The 18,754-nt window shown below is 61.3% G+C and carries 22 protein-coding genes, 2 tRNA genes and 1 pseudogene; 11 read left to right on the top strand and 14 right to left on the bottom strand.

Annotation, left to right across the window (positions count from 1 at the left end; translation table 11 throughout):
* Position 1: 1 nt before the first annotated feature.
* The 5 genes and pseudogenes from N2597_RS01215 to N2597_RS01195 all read left to right on the top strand — a co-directional run bounded on the left by N2597_RS01215 (position 2) and on the right by N2597_RS01195 (position 4,741).
* Positions 2-877 carry an ABC transporter permease gene (locus N2597_RS01215; RefSeq protein ID WP_183600080.1) on the top strand — a complete coding sequence of 292 codons (876 nt, stop codon included), beginning with the start codon at positions 2-4 and terminating at the stop codon, positions 875-877.
* A gap of 19 nt (positions 878-896) precedes the next feature.
* Positions 897-1,814 (top strand): dihydrodipicolinate synthase family protein, encoded by a 918-nt coding sequence (locus tag N2597_RS01210; RefSeq protein ID WP_183600082.1) that lies wholly within the window; start codon positions 897-899, stop codon positions 1,812-1,814.
* Positions 1,815-1,822: 8 nt separating this feature from the next.
* Positions 1,823-2,842, top strand: coding sequence for an ABC transporter ATP-binding protein (locus N2597_RS01205; protein ID WP_183600084.1), 1,020 nt, complete (start codon positions 1,823-1,825; stop codon positions 2,840-2,842).
* Entirely contained in the window at positions 2,839-3,792 is a 954-nt protein-coding gene (locus tag N2597_RS01200; protein ID WP_183600085.1) for an ABC transporter ATP-binding protein, read from the top strand. The genes N2597_RS01205 and N2597_RS01200 overlap by 4 nt, the downstream gene beginning before the upstream one ends.
* Before the next feature lie 11 nt (positions 3,793-3,803).
* A pseudogene (locus tag N2597_RS01195) lies at positions 3,804-4,741 on the top strand (dihydrodipicolinate synthase family protein).
* 1 nt (position 4,742) lies between these two features.
* Here the strand turns inward: N2597_RS01195 and N2597_RS01190 are convergent.
* Complete coding sequence (locus tag N2597_RS01190) at positions 4,743-5,141, bottom strand: RidA family protein (protein ID WP_077992598.1); 399 nt, start codon at positions 5,139-5,141, stop codon at positions 4,743-4,745.
* Between the two features lie 167 nt (positions 5,142-5,308).
* Between N2597_RS01190 and N2597_RS01185 the strand changes: the two genes are divergently transcribed.
* On the top strand, positions 5,309-5,902 hold the full coding sequence (locus tag N2597_RS01185; protein ID WP_010060296.1) for a TetR/AcrR family transcriptional regulator: 594 nt from the start codon (positions 5,309-5,311) through the stop codon (positions 5,900-5,902).
* Positions 5,903-6,019: 117 nt separating this feature from the next.
* Here N2597_RS01185 and N2597_RS01180 read toward each other — a convergent pair whose 3' ends face one another.
* Positions 6,020-6,529: a DEAD/DEAH box helicase family protein gene (locus tag N2597_RS01180; protein WP_183600087.1), complete on the bottom strand. Its 510-nt coding sequence runs from the start codon at positions 6,527-6,529 to the stop codon at positions 6,020-6,022.
* A 76-nt stretch (positions 6,530-6,605) separates the two neighbouring features.
* Positions 6,606-6,830: a hypothetical protein gene (locus N2597_RS01175; RefSeq protein ID WP_010060292.1), complete on the bottom strand. Its 225-nt coding sequence runs from the start codon at positions 6,828-6,830 to the stop codon at positions 6,606-6,608.
* Between the two features lie 765 nt (positions 6,831-7,595).
* Here N2597_RS01175 and N2597_RS01170 point away from each other — a divergent pair.
* The gene (locus tag N2597_RS01170; RefSeq protein ID WP_183600090.1) at positions 7,596-8,684 is read left to right on the top strand and encodes a glycosyltransferase family 2 protein; all 1,089 of its coding nucleotides are present in this window, start codon (positions 7,596-7,598) and stop codon (positions 8,682-8,684) included.
* A 233-nt stretch (positions 8,685-8,917) separates the two neighbouring features.
* Here N2597_RS01170 and N2597_RS01165 read toward each other — a convergent pair.
* The 10 genes from N2597_RS01165 to N2597_RS01120 form a co-directional block, all read right to left on the bottom strand.
* Positions 8,918-8,993: transfer RNA gene (locus tag N2597_RS01165), tRNA-Phe, on the bottom strand.
* A gap of 178 nt (positions 8,994-9,171) precedes the next feature.
* Entirely contained in the window at positions 9,172-9,381 is a 210-nt protein-coding gene (gene yacG, locus N2597_RS01160; protein WP_183600092.1) for a DNA gyrase inhibitor YacG, read from the bottom strand.
* Positions 9,382-9,413: 32 nt separating this feature from the next.
* A complete protein-coding gene (locus N2597_RS01155) occupies positions 9,414-10,034 on the bottom strand; it encodes a Maf-like protein (RefSeq protein ID WP_012482617.1) in 621 nt (206 codons plus the stop codon).
* 55 nt (positions 10,035-10,089) lie between these two features.
* A complete protein-coding gene (infA, locus tag N2597_RS01150) occupies positions 10,090-10,308 on the bottom strand; it encodes a translation initiation factor IF-1 (protein ID WP_003545338.1) in 219 nt (72 codons plus the stop codon).
* Positions 10,309-10,430: 122 nt separating this feature from the next.
* Positions 10,431-10,916, bottom strand: a complete 486-nt coding sequence (locus N2597_RS01145; protein WP_170961363.1) for an arsenate-mycothiol transferase ArsC — start codon at positions 10,914-10,916, stop codon at positions 10,431-10,433.
* Positions 10,913-11,386 carry a UPF0262 family protein gene (locus N2597_RS01140; protein WP_038686797.1) on the bottom strand — a complete coding sequence of 158 codons (474 nt, stop codon included), beginning with the start codon at positions 11,384-11,386 and terminating at the stop codon, positions 10,913-10,915. The genes N2597_RS01145 and N2597_RS01140 overlap by 4 nt, the downstream gene beginning before the upstream one ends.
* Before the next feature lie 4 nt (positions 11,387-11,390).
* Positions 11,391-12,689 (bottom strand): histidinol dehydrogenase, encoded by a 1,299-nt coding sequence (hisD, locus tag N2597_RS01135; RefSeq protein ID WP_096768832.1) that lies wholly within the window; start codon positions 12,687-12,689, stop codon positions 11,391-11,393.
* A gap of 51 nt (positions 12,690-12,740) precedes the next feature.
* Positions 12,741-13,172 carry a DUF2948 family protein gene (locus tag N2597_RS01130; RefSeq protein ID WP_096768833.1) on the bottom strand — a complete coding sequence of 144 codons (432 nt, stop codon included), beginning with the start codon at positions 13,170-13,172 and terminating at the stop codon, positions 12,741-12,743.
* Positions 13,173-13,328: 156 nt separating this feature from the next.
* Positions 13,329-14,621 (bottom strand): UDP-N-acetylglucosamine 1-carboxyvinyltransferase, encoded by a 1,293-nt coding sequence (murA, locus tag N2597_RS01125; RefSeq protein WP_038686791.1) that lies wholly within the window; start codon positions 14,619-14,621, stop codon positions 13,329-13,331.
* Positions 14,622-14,712: 91 nt separating this feature from the next.
* On the bottom strand, positions 14,713-14,907 hold the full coding sequence (locus tag N2597_RS01120) for a hypothetical protein (RefSeq protein WP_009996058.1): 195 nt from the start codon (positions 14,905-14,907) through the stop codon (positions 14,713-14,715).
* 155 nt (positions 14,908-15,062) lie between these two features.
* Between N2597_RS01120 and N2597_RS01115 the strand changes: the two genes are divergently transcribed.
* The 3 genes from N2597_RS01115 (at position 15,063) to N2597_RS01100 (ending at position 17,673) form a co-directional block, all read left to right on the top strand.
* Positions 15,063-15,137 (top strand) — tRNA-Thr (locus N2597_RS01115).
* Positions 15,138-15,701: 564 nt separating this feature from the next.
* On the top strand, positions 15,702-16,976 hold the full coding sequence (locus N2597_RS01105) for an IS4 family transposase (RefSeq protein ID WP_341356215.1): 1,275 nt from the start codon (positions 15,702-15,704) through the stop codon (positions 16,974-16,976).
* Positions 16,977-17,427: 451 nt separating this feature from the next.
* Positions 17,428-17,673: a DUF982 domain-containing protein gene (locus N2597_RS01100; protein ID WP_009996061.1), complete on the top strand. Its 246-nt coding sequence runs from the start codon at positions 17,428-17,430 to the stop codon at positions 17,671-17,673.
* 286 nt (positions 17,674-17,959) lie between these two features.
* Here N2597_RS01100 and N2597_RS01095 read toward each other — a convergent pair whose 3' ends face one another.
* Positions 17,960-18,223, bottom strand: a complete 264-nt coding sequence (locus N2597_RS01095; RefSeq protein ID WP_009996062.1) for a hypothetical protein — start codon at positions 18,221-18,223, stop codon at positions 17,960-17,962.
* Positions 18,224-18,391: 168 nt separating this feature from the next.
* Between N2597_RS01095 and N2597_RS01090 the strand changes: the two genes are divergently transcribed.
* The gene (locus tag N2597_RS01090) at positions 18,392-18,658 is read left to right on the top strand and encodes a hypothetical protein (protein WP_086156412.1); all 267 of its coding nucleotides are present in this window, start codon (positions 18,392-18,394) and stop codon (positions 18,656-18,658) included.
* Positions 18,659-18,754 lie beyond the last annotated feature (96 nt).

Below are 18,754 nucleotides of genomic sequence, written 5' to 3'. Positions count from 1 at the left end.
GATGCCGGCACCAAACCCTGCCCGTAGTCCGGGCCCGATCGCACGCTCCCTCAATCGCTTCCTGCTCAACCGGGCCGCCTTCGCCGGCCTGTGCATGATCGCGCTGGTGATCGTGGCGATCCTTTCCTATCCGCTGTGGTGGAGCTTCAAACCCAACGACATCGATCTGCTGGCGATGAATGCGCAGCCGGGACCGAGACACTGGTTCGGCACCGATGGCGTCGGCCGCGACATTTTTGCCCGCGTCATGGACGGCGGCCGGATCTCGCTTTTGGTGGCCCTCACCTCGACCGTCATTTCCGCCGTCATCGGCTTCCTGGTCGGCGCGGTCTCGGCGCTTGCCGGCCGCTTTGCGGATGCCGTCACCATGCGTTTCGTCGATCTTGTCATGACGCTGCCGCCGGTCATCTTCCTGCTGGTGCTCGCCTCGATCGCCGGCACCGGCATCTGGCCAACGGTCTTCGTCATCTCGCTGCTCTCCTGGCCGCTGCTGGCGCGCATGGTGCGCGCGCGGCTGCTGGAACTTCGCGAGCGTGACTTCGTGACGGCGGCAAGGGGCATGGGAGCGGGTCTGCCGCACCTGCTCTTCCGCCACGGCCTGCCGAACTCGATCGACATCCTGGTCGTCTTCGCGACGCTGCAGATCGCCAATGCCATCCTGCTCGAGGCCGGCCTTTCCTTCCTCGGACTCGGCATTGCGCCGCCGGCGGCAAGCTGGGGCAACATGCTGAATGCCGCCCGCTCCACTGCCGTGCTCGAACAATATCCCTGGCAGTGGCTGTTTCCCGGCGGCTTTCTGGTGCTTGCCGTCCTTGCAATCAACTTCATTGGCGACGGTCTTCGCGATGCCTTCGACCCTCGCGCCGAATTAAACTGACGATCGAAAGAAAGCGAAAATGAGCAAATTCAAGGGTGTCGTTCCTCCCGTCGTAACCCCGTTGAACAAGGATTACACCGTCGATTACCCGTCCTATACGCGGGTGCTGGAAAATCTGATCGAGGCCGGCTGCCACGGCCTGTTCGTGCTCGGCTCGACCAGCGAGGTGATCTTCCACGACGAACAAACCCGGCAGGAGATCATCGAGCATTCGGCCAAGGTCATCAACGGCCGGGTACCGCTGATCGTCGGGGTCATCGATCCGACGACCGACCGGGTCATCAACCATGCCAGGATCGCCAAATCGGCCGGCGCCGACGCGGTGGTCGTCACGGCGCCGTTCTATACTGTGACCAGCCAGGCCGAGACGATCGATCACTTCCGCTATATCCGCGATGCGGTCGACGTGCCGCTGATCGCCTATGACATTCCCGTCTGCGTGCATGTGAAACTGCAGCGCCAGACCAGCGTGACGCTGGCGAAGGAGGGAACCATCATCGGCATCAAGGATTCGAGCGGCGATGACGGCAGTTTCCGTTACGTGCTGCTCGATCTCGCCGACAACAAGGACGTCTTCCTGATGACCGGTTCCGAGATCGTCGTCGACACGGCGCTGCAGATGGGCGCCCATGGCGTGGTGCCCGGCATCGCCAATGTCGATCCGCACGGTTATGTCAGGCTCTGGAATGCCGCTCAGCGCGGCGACTGGGTCGCGGCCCGCAAGGAACAGGAGCGGCTCTGCCGGCTCTTCGAAATCGTCTGGGTCGGAGCGGGCCGGGTCAGCGGCGGCGCTGCCGGTATCGGTGCCTTCAAGGCGGCGATGAAGAGCCTCGGCATCATCGATACGGCGCTGATGCCGCGCCCGCGTGCGGCCCTCAACGAAGCCGAAACGGCAAGGATCGACCAAATCCTCCGCGCCACCGGCCTGCTTGCCTGATGGATGCCATGCCACAGACCGCCGACACCATTCTCGACATCAAGGGGCTGCGGACCGTCTTCCGCATCCGCTCGGGCGAGGTGACGGCGGTCAACGGCATCGATCTGAGTGTGGCCGCCGGCGAGACGCTGGCGCTTGTCGGCGAGTCCGGCTCGGGCAAATCGGTCACCAGCCTTTCGGTCATGCGGCTTCTAACCCGCAATATCGGTGCGATCGCGGCCGGCAGCATCGATCTTAAGCGCAAGGATGGTACGGTCAGCAACCTTGTCTGCCTCGCCGAGCAGGAACTGCGCGCCATTCGCGGCAACGATATCGGCATGGTCTTCCAGGAGCCGATGTCGAGCCTCAATCCGGTCTACACCATCGGCGACCAGATCTCGGAGCCGATCCGCGTTCATCGCGGGGCGAAGCGGAAAGCCGCCATGGATGCGGCCGTCGCGCTTCTCGACAGCGTCGGCATTCCCGATGCCAGGCGCCGTGCCGGTCAATATCCGCACGAATTATCCGGCGGCATGCGCCAGCGCGCCACGATCGCCATGGCCCTTGCCTGCGACCCGACGCTGCTGATCGCTGACGAGCCGACGACGGCGCTCGACGTCACCATCCAGGCGCAGATCCTTGCCCTCCTGCAGAAGCTGCAACGCGAACGCGGCATGGCCATGCTCTTCGTCACTCATAATCTCGGCGTCGTCGCCGAAATCGCCCATCGGGTGGCGGTGATGTATGCCGGACGGATCGTCGAGACAGGGCCGGTGGCCGAGGTTTTCCGCAATCCGCGACATCCCTATACGATCGGGCTGCTGGCCTCGATGCCGAAACTCGGTGATGCCAGCCGGATGAAGCAGGCGGGCGAAAGGCTGGCGGCCATTCCGGGCGTCGTGCCGAGCCTGATGAACATGCCGGCGGGTTGCGCCTTCGCGCCGCGCTGCCAATTTGCCGTCGACGCCTGTCGCGCGGCGGTGCCGCCGCTGGCCGATGTCAATCCGCGGCACAAGAGCCGCTGCATTCGCTGGCAGGAGATCCGATGAGCGAGCCCCTTCTCTCCGTCCGCGACCTCGGAAAGGATTATACGTCCCGAGGGACCAAGCTGACCATTCTGCAGGCGATTTCCTTCGACATCGGCAGGGGCGAGGTGGTCGGGCTGGTCGGCGAATCCGGCAGCGGCAAGACCACGATCGGGCGATCGGTGCTTCGGCTCATCGAACCCTCCGCCGGCAGCGTCCGCTTCGACGGCACCGAACTCACCAGCCTGTCATCATCGGCAATGCGGCACCTGCGGCCGCGGATGCAGTATATTTTTCAGGATCCGTTCGCGAGCCTTTCGCCGCGTATGACGATCGGCGAAATTCTGACCGAGGGACTGAAGATCCAGGGCCGTGGCACGGCAAAAGAGAGATTGGAACGCGCCCGCGCCGCGCTCGAACAGGTCGATCTGCCGCCGGACGCCGTCAATCGTTACGCCCACGAGTTCTCGGGCGGCCAGCGGCAGCGGATCGGCATCGCCCGGGCGCTGACGCTCGCGCCGGAATTCATCGTCGCCGACGAGCCGGTCTCCGCACTCGATGTCTCGATCCAGGCGCAGGTGATCAATCTTCTGCGTGACCTGCAGCAGCGACTTGGCCTGACCATGCTGTTCATCAGTCACGATCTCGCCGTGGTCGAATATATCTGCGACCGGGTGATCGTCCTCTATCTCGGCCGGATCATGGAAATCGCGCCAAGCGCTGCGCTCTATGCCAGGCCGCTGCATCCCTACACGCGGGCACTGCTCTCGGCGATCCCCTCGCCCGATCCCGAGGCGCCGCGCGACCGCCAGATCCTGAAGGGCGATATCCCGAGCCCCGCCGATCCGCCGAGCGGTTGCGTCTTTCGCACGCGCTGTCCGAACGCCCTGCCGGCCTGCGGCGAGGCCGTGCCGGCGCTGCGCGAAATGACGCCCGGGCATTTCAAGGCCTGCATTCGCGATGATCTCGACTGAAGGGAAGCGAGATGACGATAAAAAACCGCCGCCACCCTATAGCAGGCAACTGGGCAAGCCTGCTCCTGCCGATCGCCGAGGACGACAGCATCGATTTCGAAAAGCTCGGTGAGGAAATCGACATGCTGATCGCCGCCAAGGTCGACGGCATCTATTCGAATGGCACGGCGGGTGAATTTCATAACCAGACCGAAATGGAATACGAGCGAATTCAAGACGTTCTGGCATCGCGTTGCCGGGCCGCCGCAATGCCCTTCGTCATCGGCGCCTGCCAGCCCGATCCGATCATCATGCTCCATCGCCTGCGCCGCGCTACTGCACACAAGCCGTTGGCAATCCAGGTGATCCTGCCCGACTGGTGGCCGCTCACCAATCTCGAAGCCGTCGACTTCCTGCACGGGCGTCGGAGGCCGCCGACGGGATTCCGCTCGTCCTATACAATCCCCCGCATGCGAAACGTGTCCTGTCGCCAGCCGAGCTCAGTGACGTGTGCGGCCCCTGCCCGTCGGTGGTCGGGATGAAGATCGCCGATGGCGACGACGCCTGGTATGCACAGGCGCGCGCATATTTTGGCGAATTTTCTCTGTTCATTCCCGGCCACCATCTCGCCACCGGCATGAAGCGCGGCGTTGCTGCCGGTGCGTTTTCCAACGTCGCCTGCCTCAGTCCTCACGGTGCCCAAGCCTGGACGGAACTGATGCACACCGACCTCGGCGCCGCGCTTGATATCGAGAAGCGCATCTGCGCCTTTATGGACGCTCACATCGTCCCGTTTCGCCGTGACCGTGGCTATTCAAACGCAGCCCTCGACAAACTGCTCGCGGCGATCGGCAACTGGGGGCCCGTCACCACTAGGTTGCGATGGCCTTACCGCTTTATCGATGAGCAAGAAGCGGCAGATCTGCGCGATCGCGCCCGCATGATGATCCCCGAACTCTTCGTTCGGTAGATCATGCATTCGAAGGGATGCGGGCGATGACCTTGATCTCGAAATCGAAGCCGGCCAGCCAATTCACGCCAACCGCCGTCCAGTTCGGATAGGGCGGCTCGCTGAAAACCTTCTGCTTGACGGCCATGATGGTTTCAAACTGGTTTTCGGGGTCGGTGTGGAACGTCGTGACGTCAACTATATCGTCCAACGTGCAACCCGCGGCATCCAGCACCGCCTTGAGATTTTCGAAAGCCAGTTCGACCTGGCGTTTGAAGTCTGGTTCAGGCGTACCATCGGAACGGCTGCCGACCTGGCCGGAGACGAACAGAAGATCGCCGGATCGGATTGCGGCCGAATAGCCGTGTTCCTCGTAGAGAGCATGTCTGTCGGCGGGAAAGATTGCTTCGCGTTTGGTCATTGTCACTCTCGCTTTGTCATCTTGATTGGAACGTGGGCGCAGCCGTGTCACTGCAGAAGCTTCACATGTCGCAGCGCCATCTGATATACGGTGCGTATATGACTTAGTTAGATACGTTGCGCATGTCAAGCTTCACATACGACGCGTATCTGAGAATTGGAGTTGAAATGGCAAAACGACGAGTTGAGACGATGGAGGAAAATCGTCGGAAGCTGATTGCCGCAGGGCGAAAGGCCTTTGCCGAGAAGGGCTATGCGGCCGCCTCGATGGACGAGCTGACGGCCGAAGTCGGGCTGACGAGGGGGGCGCTCTACCACAACTTCGGAGACAAGCGCGGGCTGCTGGCCGCGGTTGTCGACCAGATCGACACGGAAATGGCCTCGCGCGCCCAGGAGATCGGCGCCCGTGCGGGCGACGATTGGCAGGGCCTGCTTGCCGAAGGTGCCGCCTATATTGAGATGGCGCTCGATCCGGAGGTCCAGCGCATCGTTCTGCTCGACGGACCTGCCGTGTTGGGTGATCCCTCACAATGGCCGAGCCAAAGCAACTGTCTTCAGGCTACCAGGCAGGCGATCGAGCGCTTGATCGCACAGGGAACCCTCAAGCCGGTGGACGCGGAAGCAGCCGCCCGGCTGCTCAACGGCGCGGCGCTCAATGCCGCGCTCTGGATAGCTGCCAGTGACGAGCCGCAGGATGTGCTGCCGAAAGCCGTCGAAACCTTCGGTGCTTTGGCGGCAGGCCTCCTCAAGACGTCGGCGTAAGCGCCTTATACGCGCGGCGTATCGGCGACCCGGCGCCAATCGCCCTGGTGGCCTTGCCCATCCTGGGCCGCGATGGGCCCCGGGTGCTTCCCCACCCCATCGCAATACCATCAGGCTTCAACTCAGTTGGGCAAGGATATCGTCGACGACGCTCGGGACCGTTCCGGTTGTGTCGATACCGATCCCGGCGGGAAAGTGTTTGCTGCTCCTATGGTACTGCAGAACCACCGCACGCTCGTCCGGCGCGAAACCTGGCTCATCTGGCCGCCCGTCCAGTCGTCTGTTCAACGTCTCGACATCTATGTCGAGCACAAAAACCTTGTCGAACACGTCCAGGAACTTATGGAAATTGCGGGAGCCGCCACAGAAGAACGTGGCAGGATGAGTGGTGTCAGCGGTGATGGCCAGGACCTTTTCAACAGGCCAGATCCAATGCGCGTAACCCCAAACGACGCGGTCCACACCTTGCGGCGGTCCCTCAAGCGCCTCGCCGGTCTCGGGGTCCCCAACATAGGCCAGGACCCGATCACCATGGACGACATGAAAACCACGCCGCTCCAGCTCAGTAGCGACAGACGTTTTTCCAGTGCCCGAGCTGCCTTCGATCAAGTAGTTCTTGATGCCCATAAGCGACACTTAACACGGTCAGCAATCCGCTGAGAAGATACTTCACAGGCGTATACACTCAGCCAACGGCGCGGGCCTAGTAGCTCCCGAAAACCAGAAGAAGCGCGCCGACCGCGATAATCGCAAGCGCCGGCCAATTCCGCGATAAGCCAAGGAACCTCAGGCCTTGACGCCGCGGCTCCAGCGTCGCCCCGCCTTGTGGCATCAGGTGAGGATCACTCGGTTTTCGACGGAGCGCCGGCTGTAAGAGAAAAAGAAGGCCGCCGATTATCAGAGCGGCACCGATCAGAACTGCCCACATCGTCGCCTCCGCTGGGAATACGGACCTAGCTTAAACCAGACCGGGTCGCGATTGTTCCGTTGCTCCAGCCGCTTATGCATAAACCGTCAGCGCGCCGAAGCCAACCTACGTGATTGGACTGCTCATTGCGGATCGACAATGGGATCGATGGACCACGCAAAGCTTCGCTGTGGCGACAGCGCCGTCCAGCCGGAGCGCTCGTCAACCCAGTGGTGCGTGTAGACCGTCGTTTAATACCAGCGTCCTCGGCCGTACCAGCCGCCACCGCCAAGCAACAGAAGTATTACAACGATGATGAGAAGAGTTGTGAGATCCATGCGCGTTCTCCTCGGAGTACCATCACCATCTCGTTGGCGCCTGACGGACGTTGCTCATGGTGGGACTCCTGCTTACAACGGCAATGCCCGGTGTTGGTTCCATTCGATGGCATAACCGGCCCGCCTCGACCGGGGCGGGTACGCGCTTTGGGACGACCGCGGCCGAGGCGGTGATAACAGGATTGGTCGGCTTATCCCGATCGATGGCCGTCCAGTACTTGTGGAGTTCGCGCCACGGCCGCCCCGCTGAAGGCCGCGTGCGCCGGATATACCTCATTTGTCTACCTTTCCGGGATTATGTCCACATGTTACGATCGTTGTATCATAGGGGGCGAGTTCGTATGCAGTATCGCCAAAAGGGATCAGTGCCTTTCGGAGCACCTCATCGAGCGCTGGCCGGCACCGCCGCACCCTTCTACACACGGCAACAACCTGAAGATCATCTTGTATGGTTTCTTGTTCAGTTGAGGATCGTAGGGAAACTGTCCATTTGACCCGGCCGCTAGTGTCGGTGGTCGTTCCCGCTTTCAACGCTTCACCGTACATCGAACGTACACTTCGATCCGCAGTGCAACAGACTTATGCGAATCTTGAGATCATCGTCGTCAATGATGGCTCTACCGACGATACGGCAAGATTGGTCGAGAAAATGGCCAGGGTGGATTCGCGAATTCGTCTCCTGTCCACAGCAACCCGCGGTGTCGCGGCGGCAAGAAATACCGGCATCAGGGCATCATCAGGGCCATATGTGGCGTTTCTTGACGCGGACGATCTCTGGCATTCGACCAAAATCGAGAAGCAGGTAAATGCGCTCCACAGATTATCCCGTGAGTGGGCCGCTGTTTATGTGTTGCACCATATAATCAATCGAGACGATGAGATCGTTTGCTCCTACCGCCCCGATGTTGCAAGAGGATATATCTACGCCCGGCATCTCACTTTCAAATACGTTGGCAATGGGAGCGCGCTTCTTGTTCGTCGCGATGTTGCGCTCGAAATTGGCGGGTTTGATACCTCATATGCAGCAGCAGGAATTGGCGGCTGTGAAGACCTCGATTTCGAACTTAGGTTGGCCGCGCGCTATCTTGTCGAAGTCATTCCGGAACGGCTGGTTGGCTACCGCCAGTATCCGGGCAACATGTCATCAAATCACCTGCAGATGGGTCAGGGCGCTCTGGAAGTTGTCAGGCGTTCGCTCGCCGCAAATCCTCATCTGCCCCACTACGCTGCGCGAAGTGCGATGAACGCCACTCGGAAATATGCGTACTGGCAATTTCGCCAAGCCAAGAGCTCATGGTTGTCAGCCATGGTTCTTTGGTCGATACTCCAAAGCGACCCCTTTTTCGTGATCCAGCGTATCCTCCAAAAGGGACTGCGCTGGCTAGACATTAAAAATTCAGATCTCCAGTTTAGATCGAAATTCGACCTAAAGAGCATTCCGCTTGTCGAGCCCTCTTACGAGAGCCGGCGATCAAGACGCCACCTGGTTCGGCTGGCAGGGGTGGATGCCAAACTAAGTTCATCTCTCGAGCCCTGAGAAGCTGGGCGATGCTGTGCGGAGGCGGGGCTAATGAGTTCAGGTAAATTGACGTTTTTCCGAACTCTGTCATCCTTCTACCTGCCGCGCCTCCTCAATAGCGCGGCACCACTGATACGAATGCCCCGTCCTGGCGGGGCATTTCGCTTATCAGGACTCCGGTACTGCAGAAAGGCTTGTCGCAGGCCAACGAGGACCAGGAAACTCAATAAAGCTTTGTTTTAGATTTTTGATGGTGCCCAGGACCGGAATCGAACCAGTGACACGCGGATTTTCAATCCGCTGCTCTACCAACTGAGCTACCTGGGCTAACCTGCTTCCGATGGTGCCTTCTTGAAAAAGAACCGTGGGGCCTTGGTTCGCCCCGGAAGCGAGCGGGGTTATAGCATCTTGTTCGCTCATGGCAAGCGTCAAATGACTCTTTTTTGACGGTCACGCTGGATTTGCCGATTCATCAGGAAAAATAAGAGCTTCGCCAGTGGAGCCTCTAGTTTTCCTCGTCGGGATAGTCGGCCTTCGTCTCGTCATCGGCAACGGGAATGGCATAGGAGCCGGTCAGCCAGCGTGAGAGATCGACCTCGCGGCAGCGGTTGGAGCAGAAGGGATAATGTTCGCGATTCGAAGGCTTGCCGCATTCGGGGCAAGGGCGCGTCTTGCGCAGCGGTTCGACCTTGGCGGCTTTCCTGTCTTCGGGCATGATCGGTCCGTTCTCTGGCGTCGGCCGCGGGCTCAGGCCTCGGGCCACCGGCTATGCACATCGAAGCCTTCGCCGGTCAGAAGCACAATGGTTTCATAAAGCGGCAGGCCGACGACATTGGTGTAGGAGCCCACCATCTTCTGCACGAAGGTGCCGGCAAGGCCTTGGATGCCGTAGGCGCCTGCCTTGCCGCGCCATTGGCCGGAGGCCAGGTAGTTCTCGATCTCAAAGCCGGACAGCCGCTTGAAGCGCACCTTTGTCTCGACGATTTTCTGGCGGATCTTGCGATCCGGCGTCACCAGACAAACGCCGGTATAGACGAGATGGTTGCGTCCCGACAGAAGATGGAGCGAGCTCAGCGCCTCGTCGGCGAACTCGGCCTTGCCGAGAATGCGCCGGCCGACGGCAACCACCGTATCGGCGGAGAGGATATAACTGCCCTTCCAGGTGATATCGCCCTTGATGGCAGCGAGCGCCGCTTCCGCCTTCTCGGCCGAAAGCCTGCGGGCGAGCGAACGCGGATGCTCCGACTTCTTCGGCGTCTCGTCGATATCCATCGGCATCAGGCGCGAAGGTTCGATGCCTGCCTGGTTTAGCAGGTCGACGCGACGGGGAGAGCCCGAGGCGAGAATGAGCTTGTATTTCAGCGCCATGGAACCTCGACCATCGGCAGACGGGAGAAAACCGCTTGCAGGACCTCGGGCAAGCTTACTTGAAACGGTAGGTGATGCGGCCCTTGGTCAGATCGTAGGGCGTCATTTCCACAAGCACCTTGTCGCCGGCGAGAACGCGGATGCGGTTCTTGCGCATGCGGCCGGCCGTATGGGCGATGATCTCGTGTTCGTTTTCGAGCTTCACGCGAAACGTCGCATTCGGCAGAAGTTCGGTGACGATTCCCGGGAATTCGAGGACTTCTTCTTTCGGCATATAGTGGTTTTCTTCCTGTGGGTTGAAGAGGCAGCGCAGCGCGCGCCTTTAAATTTGGGCGGAAACTACACAATCAAGGCGGGTTTGTGAACCTTGTTGATCGGGCTTTCCGTCATTTGTTTTCACGCCGATTGCGCAGCAATGCCATTTCGTTTCAGCAGCCGGCTTTCGATGAGACCGGCTAGGTGATTGCGGACCTCGCGATAGCTCTCGAGAATCTGCTCGCGCGTTCCTGTGACAACCGTCGGGTCCATGGTCGGCCAGTAGACGACGTCGATTGCATTCGACCGCGTCAGCTCGAGTGCGGCGTGATGGGCCTGCGGCGACAGCGTGATGATCAGATCGAAATAATCGTCCTCGAGCTCATCAAGCGTCTGCGGCTGGCGGCGCCCGAGGGAAAGCCCGATCTCCTCGAGCACGACATCGACGAAGGGATCGCGCTCGCCGGCGCGAACGCCGGCCGACCTTATATAGGTATTGGAGGGCAGAATGCTACGGGCAATGATTTCCGCCATCGGCGAGCGGATGGCGTTCATCCCGCACATGAAGAGGATGGCGCCCGGCCTCTTTCCCTCCCCAACGTCGGCGGCGAGCTCCATCTCCGTCATCCGCGCCAGTAGAGCACGCAGACCAGGGTAAACAGCCGCCGGGCGGTGTCGAAATCCACTTCGATCTTGCCGGCCAGCCTGTCCCTCAGCGTCTGCGACCCCTCGTTGTGGATGCCGCGCCGGCCCATATCGATCGCCTCGATGCGGCTCGGCGTCGCCGAACGGATGGCTTCATAATAGCTCTCGCAGATCATGAAGTAATCCTTGACGATCCGCCGGAAAGGCGTGAGCGACAGGATATGGGTGGCGACATTGCCGCCCTCTTCCGTGGTGATGGCGAAGACCAGCTTCGAATCGACCAGCGAGATGTTCAGCCGGTAGGGTCCGCCGGCATGGCCGATCGGCGCAAAACTGTTTTCCTCGATCAGATCGAAGATGGCGACGGCACGCTCATGCTCGACATCGGGCGTCGAACGGCCGATCGTATCGTCGAGGACGACGTCGCAAAGCCGGAAATCGCCCGCCGCCATGCCCTCACCTTTCGAGGTTGAGGCGGATCGCGACCGATCGCGCATGGGCATCGAGGCCTTCGGAGACCGCCAGCGCGATCGCCGCCGGGCCGAGGGTGCGCAGCTCACCCGGCCCAAGGCGCAGGATCGAGGTGCGCTTGACGAAATCGAGCACCGAAAGACCGGAGGAGAAGCGCGCCGAACGCGCCGTCGGCAGCACATGGTTCGACCCGCCGACATAATCGCCGATCACTTCGGGCGTATGGGCGCCGATGAAGATCGCGCCGGCATTGCGGATGCCGTCGAGCAGCCGGTCCGGATCGGCGACGGCAAGCTCGAGATGTTCGGCAGCGATGCGATTGGCGAGCGGAATGGCCTGTTTCAGATCGGCCACGAGGATGACCGCGCCGAAGTCGCGCCAGCTGGCGGCTGCCGTATCCGCGCGGTTCAGCGTCTGCAGCTGGCGTTCGACCGCCTGCTCCACCGCCTTACCGAATTCGACATCATCGGTGATCAGGATCGCCTGGGCGCTGGCATCGTGCTCGGCCTGCGCCAAAAGATCGGCGGCGATCCAATCGGGATTGTTGTCCTTGTCGGCAATGACCAGCACCTCGGAGGGGCCGGCGATCATATCGATGCCGACGGTGCCGAAGACGTGGCGCTTGGCGGCGGCGACATAGGCGTTGCCGGGCCCGGTGATCTTGGCGACCGGCGCGATCGTCTCGGTGCCGTAGGCGAGAGCGGCGATCGCCTGGGCGCCGCCGACGCGGTAGATCTCGGTCACGCCGGCAAGCCTGGCGGCGGCCAGCACCGCCGGATTGACGGCGCCACCGGTGGCCGGAACGGCGATGACGATACGGTCGACGCCGGCGACCTTGGCCGGCACGGCATTCATCAGTACCGAACTCGGATAGCTCGCGGTGCCGCCCGGGACGTAGAGCCCGACCGCCTCGATCGCCGTCCAGCGCGAGCCGAGACGGACGCCGAGATCGTCCTCGTAGATATCGTCCTTCGGCAGCTGCCGGCGATGATGGGATTCAATGCGGAGTGCTGCGAGCTTCAGCGCCCCCAGCACTTCCGACGGCACCGCCTCGACGGCGGCATCGATCTCTTCGGGCGTGACGCGCATCGGCACGGTGGCGAAATCGATGCCGTCGAATTTCAGCGAATATTCGGCAAGCGCCACATCGCCACGGGCCCTGACGTCATCGATAATGCCGCGCGCAACGGCGTTCACATCCTCGGAGACTTCGCGCTTCGTCGTCAGGAAAGCGGCGAAATGCTGCTCGAAACCTTCCGATGCCTGATCCAGCCAGATTGCCAAGGCCGATATTCCTTCTCAACTCGAAACCGCAACATTCAAACGTCTTGCGCGTCAGGGATGGCGCGGCTTGGAAGCCGCCTGCCATGCACCGCCGATATCGGCCATCTGCACCTCGATGCATTCGACATCGAGCGCAATCGAGGCGTTGCCCGACAGCGCCAGCTCGACCGTGCCATCCGGCCCCTCGCCCTTCTTCTCGAAGCGCAGCGCCAGCAGCGACAGCACTTCATCTCGCTCGCCACGGTCGATGCCGAGCGAACGCACGGCCAGGACCCGCTTGAAGACCAAGGCAGCGCGGCGGCGCTCGAACCCTCTGCGCTTGCGCACGGCACTTTCCCAGACGAAGCGATTGGCGGCAAGCGCGAACTGGGCACCGCGCGGCGACCAGTCGATGTCACCGACCTTGAAGACGCTATCCTGCATATGCGCGGAAATGATCGCGAGGTCCTCGTCATCGAGCGCAACAAGCTTCAGGTCGGTCATTCAGGCTCAATCCCCAGAGCATGATGCCGAAAAGCGTGAGCGCTTTTCGGACGACATCATGCTGTTGTTTTTAACAGGCACCGCCGGAATGGCGATGCGTTAGACAAGGGAAATAAGATGCTGCGACCGATTTCGCAACCGGAATGAAGGTCTCTGTTACTCGCTGATGCGCTGGACGACGGCGCCGCAGCGGGTCAACTTCTCCTCGAGCCGCTCGAAACCGCGATCGAGATGATAGACGCGGGAGACCGTGGTTTCGCCCTCGGCAGCAAGGCCGGCGATGACGAGCGAAACGGAAGCGCGCAGATCGGTCGCCATAACAGGCGCGCCGCGCAGGCGCTGGACACCTTCGATCTTCGCCGTCTGGCCTGACAGCGTGATCCTGGCGCCGAGCCGGGCAAGCTCCTGCACGTGCATGAAGCGGTTTTCGAAGATGGTCTCGGTGACGTGCGAGATACCGGACGAGCGGGTCATCAGCGCCATGAACTGCGCCTGCAGGTCGGTCGGGAAACCCGGGAAGGGATCGGTGACGATATCGACCGGCTTGATGCCGGCTCCGTTGCGCTTGATGCGCATGCCGTTGTTGGTCGCGGAAATATCCGCGCCGGCGCGGCGCAGCGTTTCCAGCGCGGTTTCAAGCAGCGACACATCGGTATTTTCGAGCACGACGTCGCCGCCGGCCATGGCAACGGCCATCGCATAGGTGCCGGTCTCGATGCGATCCGGCAGGACGCGGTGGCGGGCGCCGGAGAGCGAGGTGACACCTTCGATGGTGATGGTCGCGGTGCCTGCGCCGGAGATCTTGGCACCCATGGCGTTCAGGCAGTTGGCGAGATCGACGACTTCAGGCTCGCGGGCGGCATTGCCGATAACAGTGGTGCCGCGGGCAAGGGTCGCCGCCATCATCATCACATGGGTGGCGCCGACGGAAACCTTCGGGAAGGTGTAGCGCGCGCCGATCAGGCCGCCATCCGGCGCCTTGGCGTTGATGTAACCGGCATCGATCTCCATGGTCGCGCCGAGCGCCGTCAGGCCTTCGATGAAGAGATCGACGGGGCGTGTGCCGATGGCGCAGCCGCCCGGCAGCGACACCCGGCAATGGCCTTCGCGCGCCAAGAGCGGGCCGATAACCCAGAAAGAGGCGCGCATTTTCGAGACCAGTTCATAGGAAGCGGTGGTATCGACGATGGTGCGGCAGGTGAAATGGATCGTGCGGGCGTAGGAATCCTCCTGGCGCTCGCGGCGGCCGTTGACGGCGACGTCGACGCCATGATTACCGAGGATGCGCATCAGAAGTTCGACATCGGCCAGATGCGGCACGTTTTCCAGCGTCAGCGTGTCGCTGGTCAGAAGCGAGGCGATCATCAGCGGCAGTGCGGCATTCTTGGCGCCGGAAATCTGAATGATGCCATTCAGCTCATTACCGCCGACGATTCTGATACGATCCATGTGCGCTTACTTCCTGAAAGTTCTGGCTTGAAAGAGGAGTGGGGTGTTTAGGGGATTTCTTAAGAGGCTTCAATTCGTGCCGGACGGAACATTACGATTCGTCCATTTTTGCGGCGGGCAGCCCATTTGTTTCGTCGGCCTGGCCGGAACGGCGGGCGCGCACCTGCTGTTTGCGTCGGCTGAGATTTTCCCTGAGCTTTTCGGCGGCGCGCTCGCGGCGCAGTTTCGCCTGTGCCTCGATTGCCTCTTTGCGGCTCTGGTGGCCAGTTTCGGTCTTGTCGTTCATGTCACAGGATTAGCCGAATTCGCGCCGATCCAAAAGTCCCCTACACCGCAATCCACGCGAAGTTGGAATTTGCGGCTTGCGCTTGTCGTCAAGCTGTGGCAATAGCCGCCCCGTTCCCGCGATTGAGCCGCCCGGCTCGCACGGGTCCTGGTCCTGCTGCCGTAGCTCAGTGGTAGAGCACACCCTTGGTAAGGGTGAGGTCGGTGGTTCAATCCCACTCGGCAGCACCAGTTTTCTTTCAGGCAATAACATCATATCTCGTGTGCCCGGCCGCCCCTCATCCAGCTGCCGCCACCTTCTCCCCGTAAACGGGGCGAAGGGGATATGCCGCAACGTCTCCGTCCCTCGCTGGCCCCTAGCAGGGCACGTCCCCTCGCCCCGTTTACGGGGAGAGGGTTAGGGTGAGGGGCAGCCATCCGCAGGAAGCGGACAGCATGCCCGTACAATCGGGGATTTCGGTCGCTTCGAGATAATAGGGTCGGAACGGGGATAACTGCCACCGTTCGACCAATTCGCCAGTTACCACAACGTCTTGACCTGGAATTGGTTCGTGGGGCAGTCCGTTAACCCCGTCAAATATGCCCTCTACATACTATCGATCAACACTCTCTGATGCCACATGGGAGGCGATATCTATCGTCTCCCTCTTCCCCAGCCGCCTATGGCATTCACACATTTAGAATTGCCTATGGAATGGCGTTCTGATTCTCTTGCTGCAAGCAGGAGAATTGAGCGATGGATGATTTGAGCCTGGGGCGGTTTGGCGACCGTCGCCTGGAAAAAGGGGGGCGTTCTTGCTGGAGCGCCTTATTGCGACGGCCGGCCAGGGAATGCGGGTGCGCAAGCTCGGCGGCAATCGGGCCGGAGAGATCCGCTTGACCCGGTTCTTGCGCAATGGAGCGGTCGATCCGCAGGCGATGATCGATGAAGCGGCCTTGCGCACGGCCGGCCGCTGCGCGGATCGGCACATCCTGGCCATTCAGGATACGACGGTGGTCCGTTCCAGCGGCGGTGGCGGTCTTTATCTGCATGCGATGATCGGGGTCGACGCCGACGATGGCGCGATCGTCGGGGCGATCCATGGACAGTTTCTAAGCCGCGACCAGGGCAAGCGCGGCACCCAGCGGGCGCGTGCGATCGAGGAGAAGGAGAGCTATCGCTGGCTGGAGGGCGCCGACCGGGCGGCAAAGGTTTGCGAAGCCGCGCGCCACATCACCGTCATTGCCGACCGCGAAAGCGATATCTATGAGGCCTTCACCCGAAGGCCTGCCAATGTCGACCTTGTCGTGCGCGCCGCCAAAGACCGCAGCCTCGGCAAGGACCAGCCGTCGCTGTTTGCCATGGCCGATGCCTTGCCGGTTGCTGCAAACCTTGCCTTCACCCTGCCGGCCAAGCCGGGCCGCAAGGAGCGCGACACGCAATTGGCGATCCGCTTCAGCGCGGTGACATTGCCGCACCCGAAGAACGGCATCTACAAGAAGACCCCGGGTGGGGTGCGCCTTTATCTGCTGGATGTGCGCGAGAGCACGCCGCCACCGGGCGAGACGCCGATCCATTGGCGGCTGCTGACGACCTACGCGGTGTCGGATGCCGACCAGGCGGCGGCGGTCATCGCCCTTTATCGCCGCCGCTGGACGATCGAGCAATTGTTCCGCACCCTGAAGACGCAGGGCTTCGATATCGAAGGCCTGCGCATCGAGGACGAGGGGGCGTTGAGCAATCTGGTGACGGCCGCCTTCGTCGCCGCCGTCATCGTGCAGCAACTGGTGCATGCCCGCGACGGCGCCCCGCCCGGCGGCACCTTGCGCCCCATCGAAGACGCCTTCGCGCCAAGCGACCGACCGCTGCTGGAAGCCTTCTGCGCCAAGCTGGAGGGCAACACCGCCAGACAGAAGAACCCGCATCCCAAAGGGTCGCTGGCCTACGCCGCCTGGGTCTGCGCCCGCCTCGGCGGCTGGACCGGCTACTATGGCAAGCCTGGGCCAATTGTCATGCTCGACGGATGGCAGCAGTTCCAGGCCGCCAAACGCGGCGTAGACCTCCTCTTATCAGCTTTCGACAATGTGTGAATCTAATAGCCCCAGCCGCTGAAGGTTGACCCGCAGATATTCCCGCTGCATTCGCGGGACAGTTTCGATGGAAATATTGACGAGGAAGGCTTCTTCAGCCGATATCTCCGCGCCGTGGGCAAGAGGCGGCATTGCCAGCGCGCCATAGAAAATAGCAGTCTGGATCAGATTTCCGCCTAACCATATATTGAACTCTTAGCTTGCGGAGCACGGATCAGCGATACGGGCCTGCACCTTATGGTTTATTGAAGGCCTCTCCTTCGCGTACGGGCGTCCCCCCTTCGAATCCTACGATCGCGTGTCGCCAGGTGGCATTTCCGTTTCACCAGCAACAAACGATTCACCATTGTTGACCGCAAAAATCTCGCTAGAATGGCTATCATGGCCGTGTCTCGCCTGAGGATAGGCGGGCGCTGCACCGTAGTTCTGTCGAAACCCTGGAGGAGCATCGATGGCAACTGAAAAATGGCACGACCCGGTCAAGGTCGGTTTCGAAGGCGCTGACCTCAGAACCGTCAACGGGCCGTTCGATGCGCTGAAATGCCTGGCGGATCTCTGGCCGAGCGCGCGCGGACTGCATTATATCAAGGCGCGCAGCACCTGTCGGGCAGCACTCGACGGACGGAAGAGCGTGGAAGAGGCAAGAGCCGAATTCCTGGCGGCTGCCGAAGAGGCGAAGCTGAAGCTGCTGCATTAACACGGCGAGGAACGCCCGGCTGTTTTTTGATTTGTTCGGCAAGGCGTGCCGGAACGATACATTGTATAATTTTTACTTAACCCTGGATCGAGCCGTTGCCGGGTTTGGGCGCAAAAGGCGTTGCGCCTGAGACAGCTGTTTCGATAGAAAACACCCAGCCATCATGATGATGGTCAGAGGCTCGTCACCCAAAACGCAGGCGAGCCTCGTTCGAAGGGCCAGGCATGGATGTCGTCCGACAACCGCCGACACTTTTCGGCATCATGCTTCAGAGCAGATCGGATTTTCAGCAGGCCGCGTCACCCGCATTTTCCACCTCGATATACCCGACACCGATGATCGTGCCGTCGCCCGTGCGGATGAAGGACGGCAGATAGTGCGGCTCTACAGGCGTGCAGGCGGTCGTTTCAGTATATTCGTTGAGCGCGATCTGGTCCTTCGGAAGCGCGGAATAATCCGTGCCGGTTTCGAGCGAGGCATAGGCCGAGCCGGCAAAGACACCGCAGCCGATGATCAGAGTGGACGCCCAGAGGCGAGGAAGCGTCTGCATGATGGTCTCCAGCGTTTCAGATCCGGCATTTCAACACGTGGGAGGGCGTTTTGGTTCCGTTGCCAGGCCCTGGGATGTGCAAGTGATATTCTCACTGTGCGGTGCTGCACCCTTGGCGGAGGGCGCCGCCGTTCCATATCTGGCGGCAGTCCGAGAGGAATGACGACGATGAAAGCGCTACTGCCCGCCTTTTTCGCCGGCGCCCTGCTGGCCGGCTGCTCCTCGGCCGACAGCCCGGCGCTCGACCCCATCCCCGGCAGCATCACCTATGGCGGCCAACCGCGAACCAAGCTGACCAAGTCGCCGGTCGGCAGCGCCGTTTACAACCAGTTCTACAATGAGAGTGGCCAGCGCGTGGAGGAGACCTATATTCTTCAGCCGGACCGCAGCCTGAAGCTGGTGCGTCGCGAAGTGGGGCCGGATTTCCCCGATTGAGGATTGCCCGGTTCCCGACTTGACATCGCCGGCAATCGCGAACATTCAAGGAACATCTAATCCTCTTGCAGTGATTCTGCCGGAGCCCGACCGGAC

It is taken from the genome of Rhizobium sophoriradicis, assembly GCF_025200795.1.
GTDB classification, from domain to species: Bacteria; Pseudomonadota; Alphaproteobacteria; order Rhizobiales; family Rhizobiaceae; genus Rhizobium; species Rhizobium sophoriradicis.
This window is presented reverse-complemented; position numbering and strand designations above follow the sequence as displayed.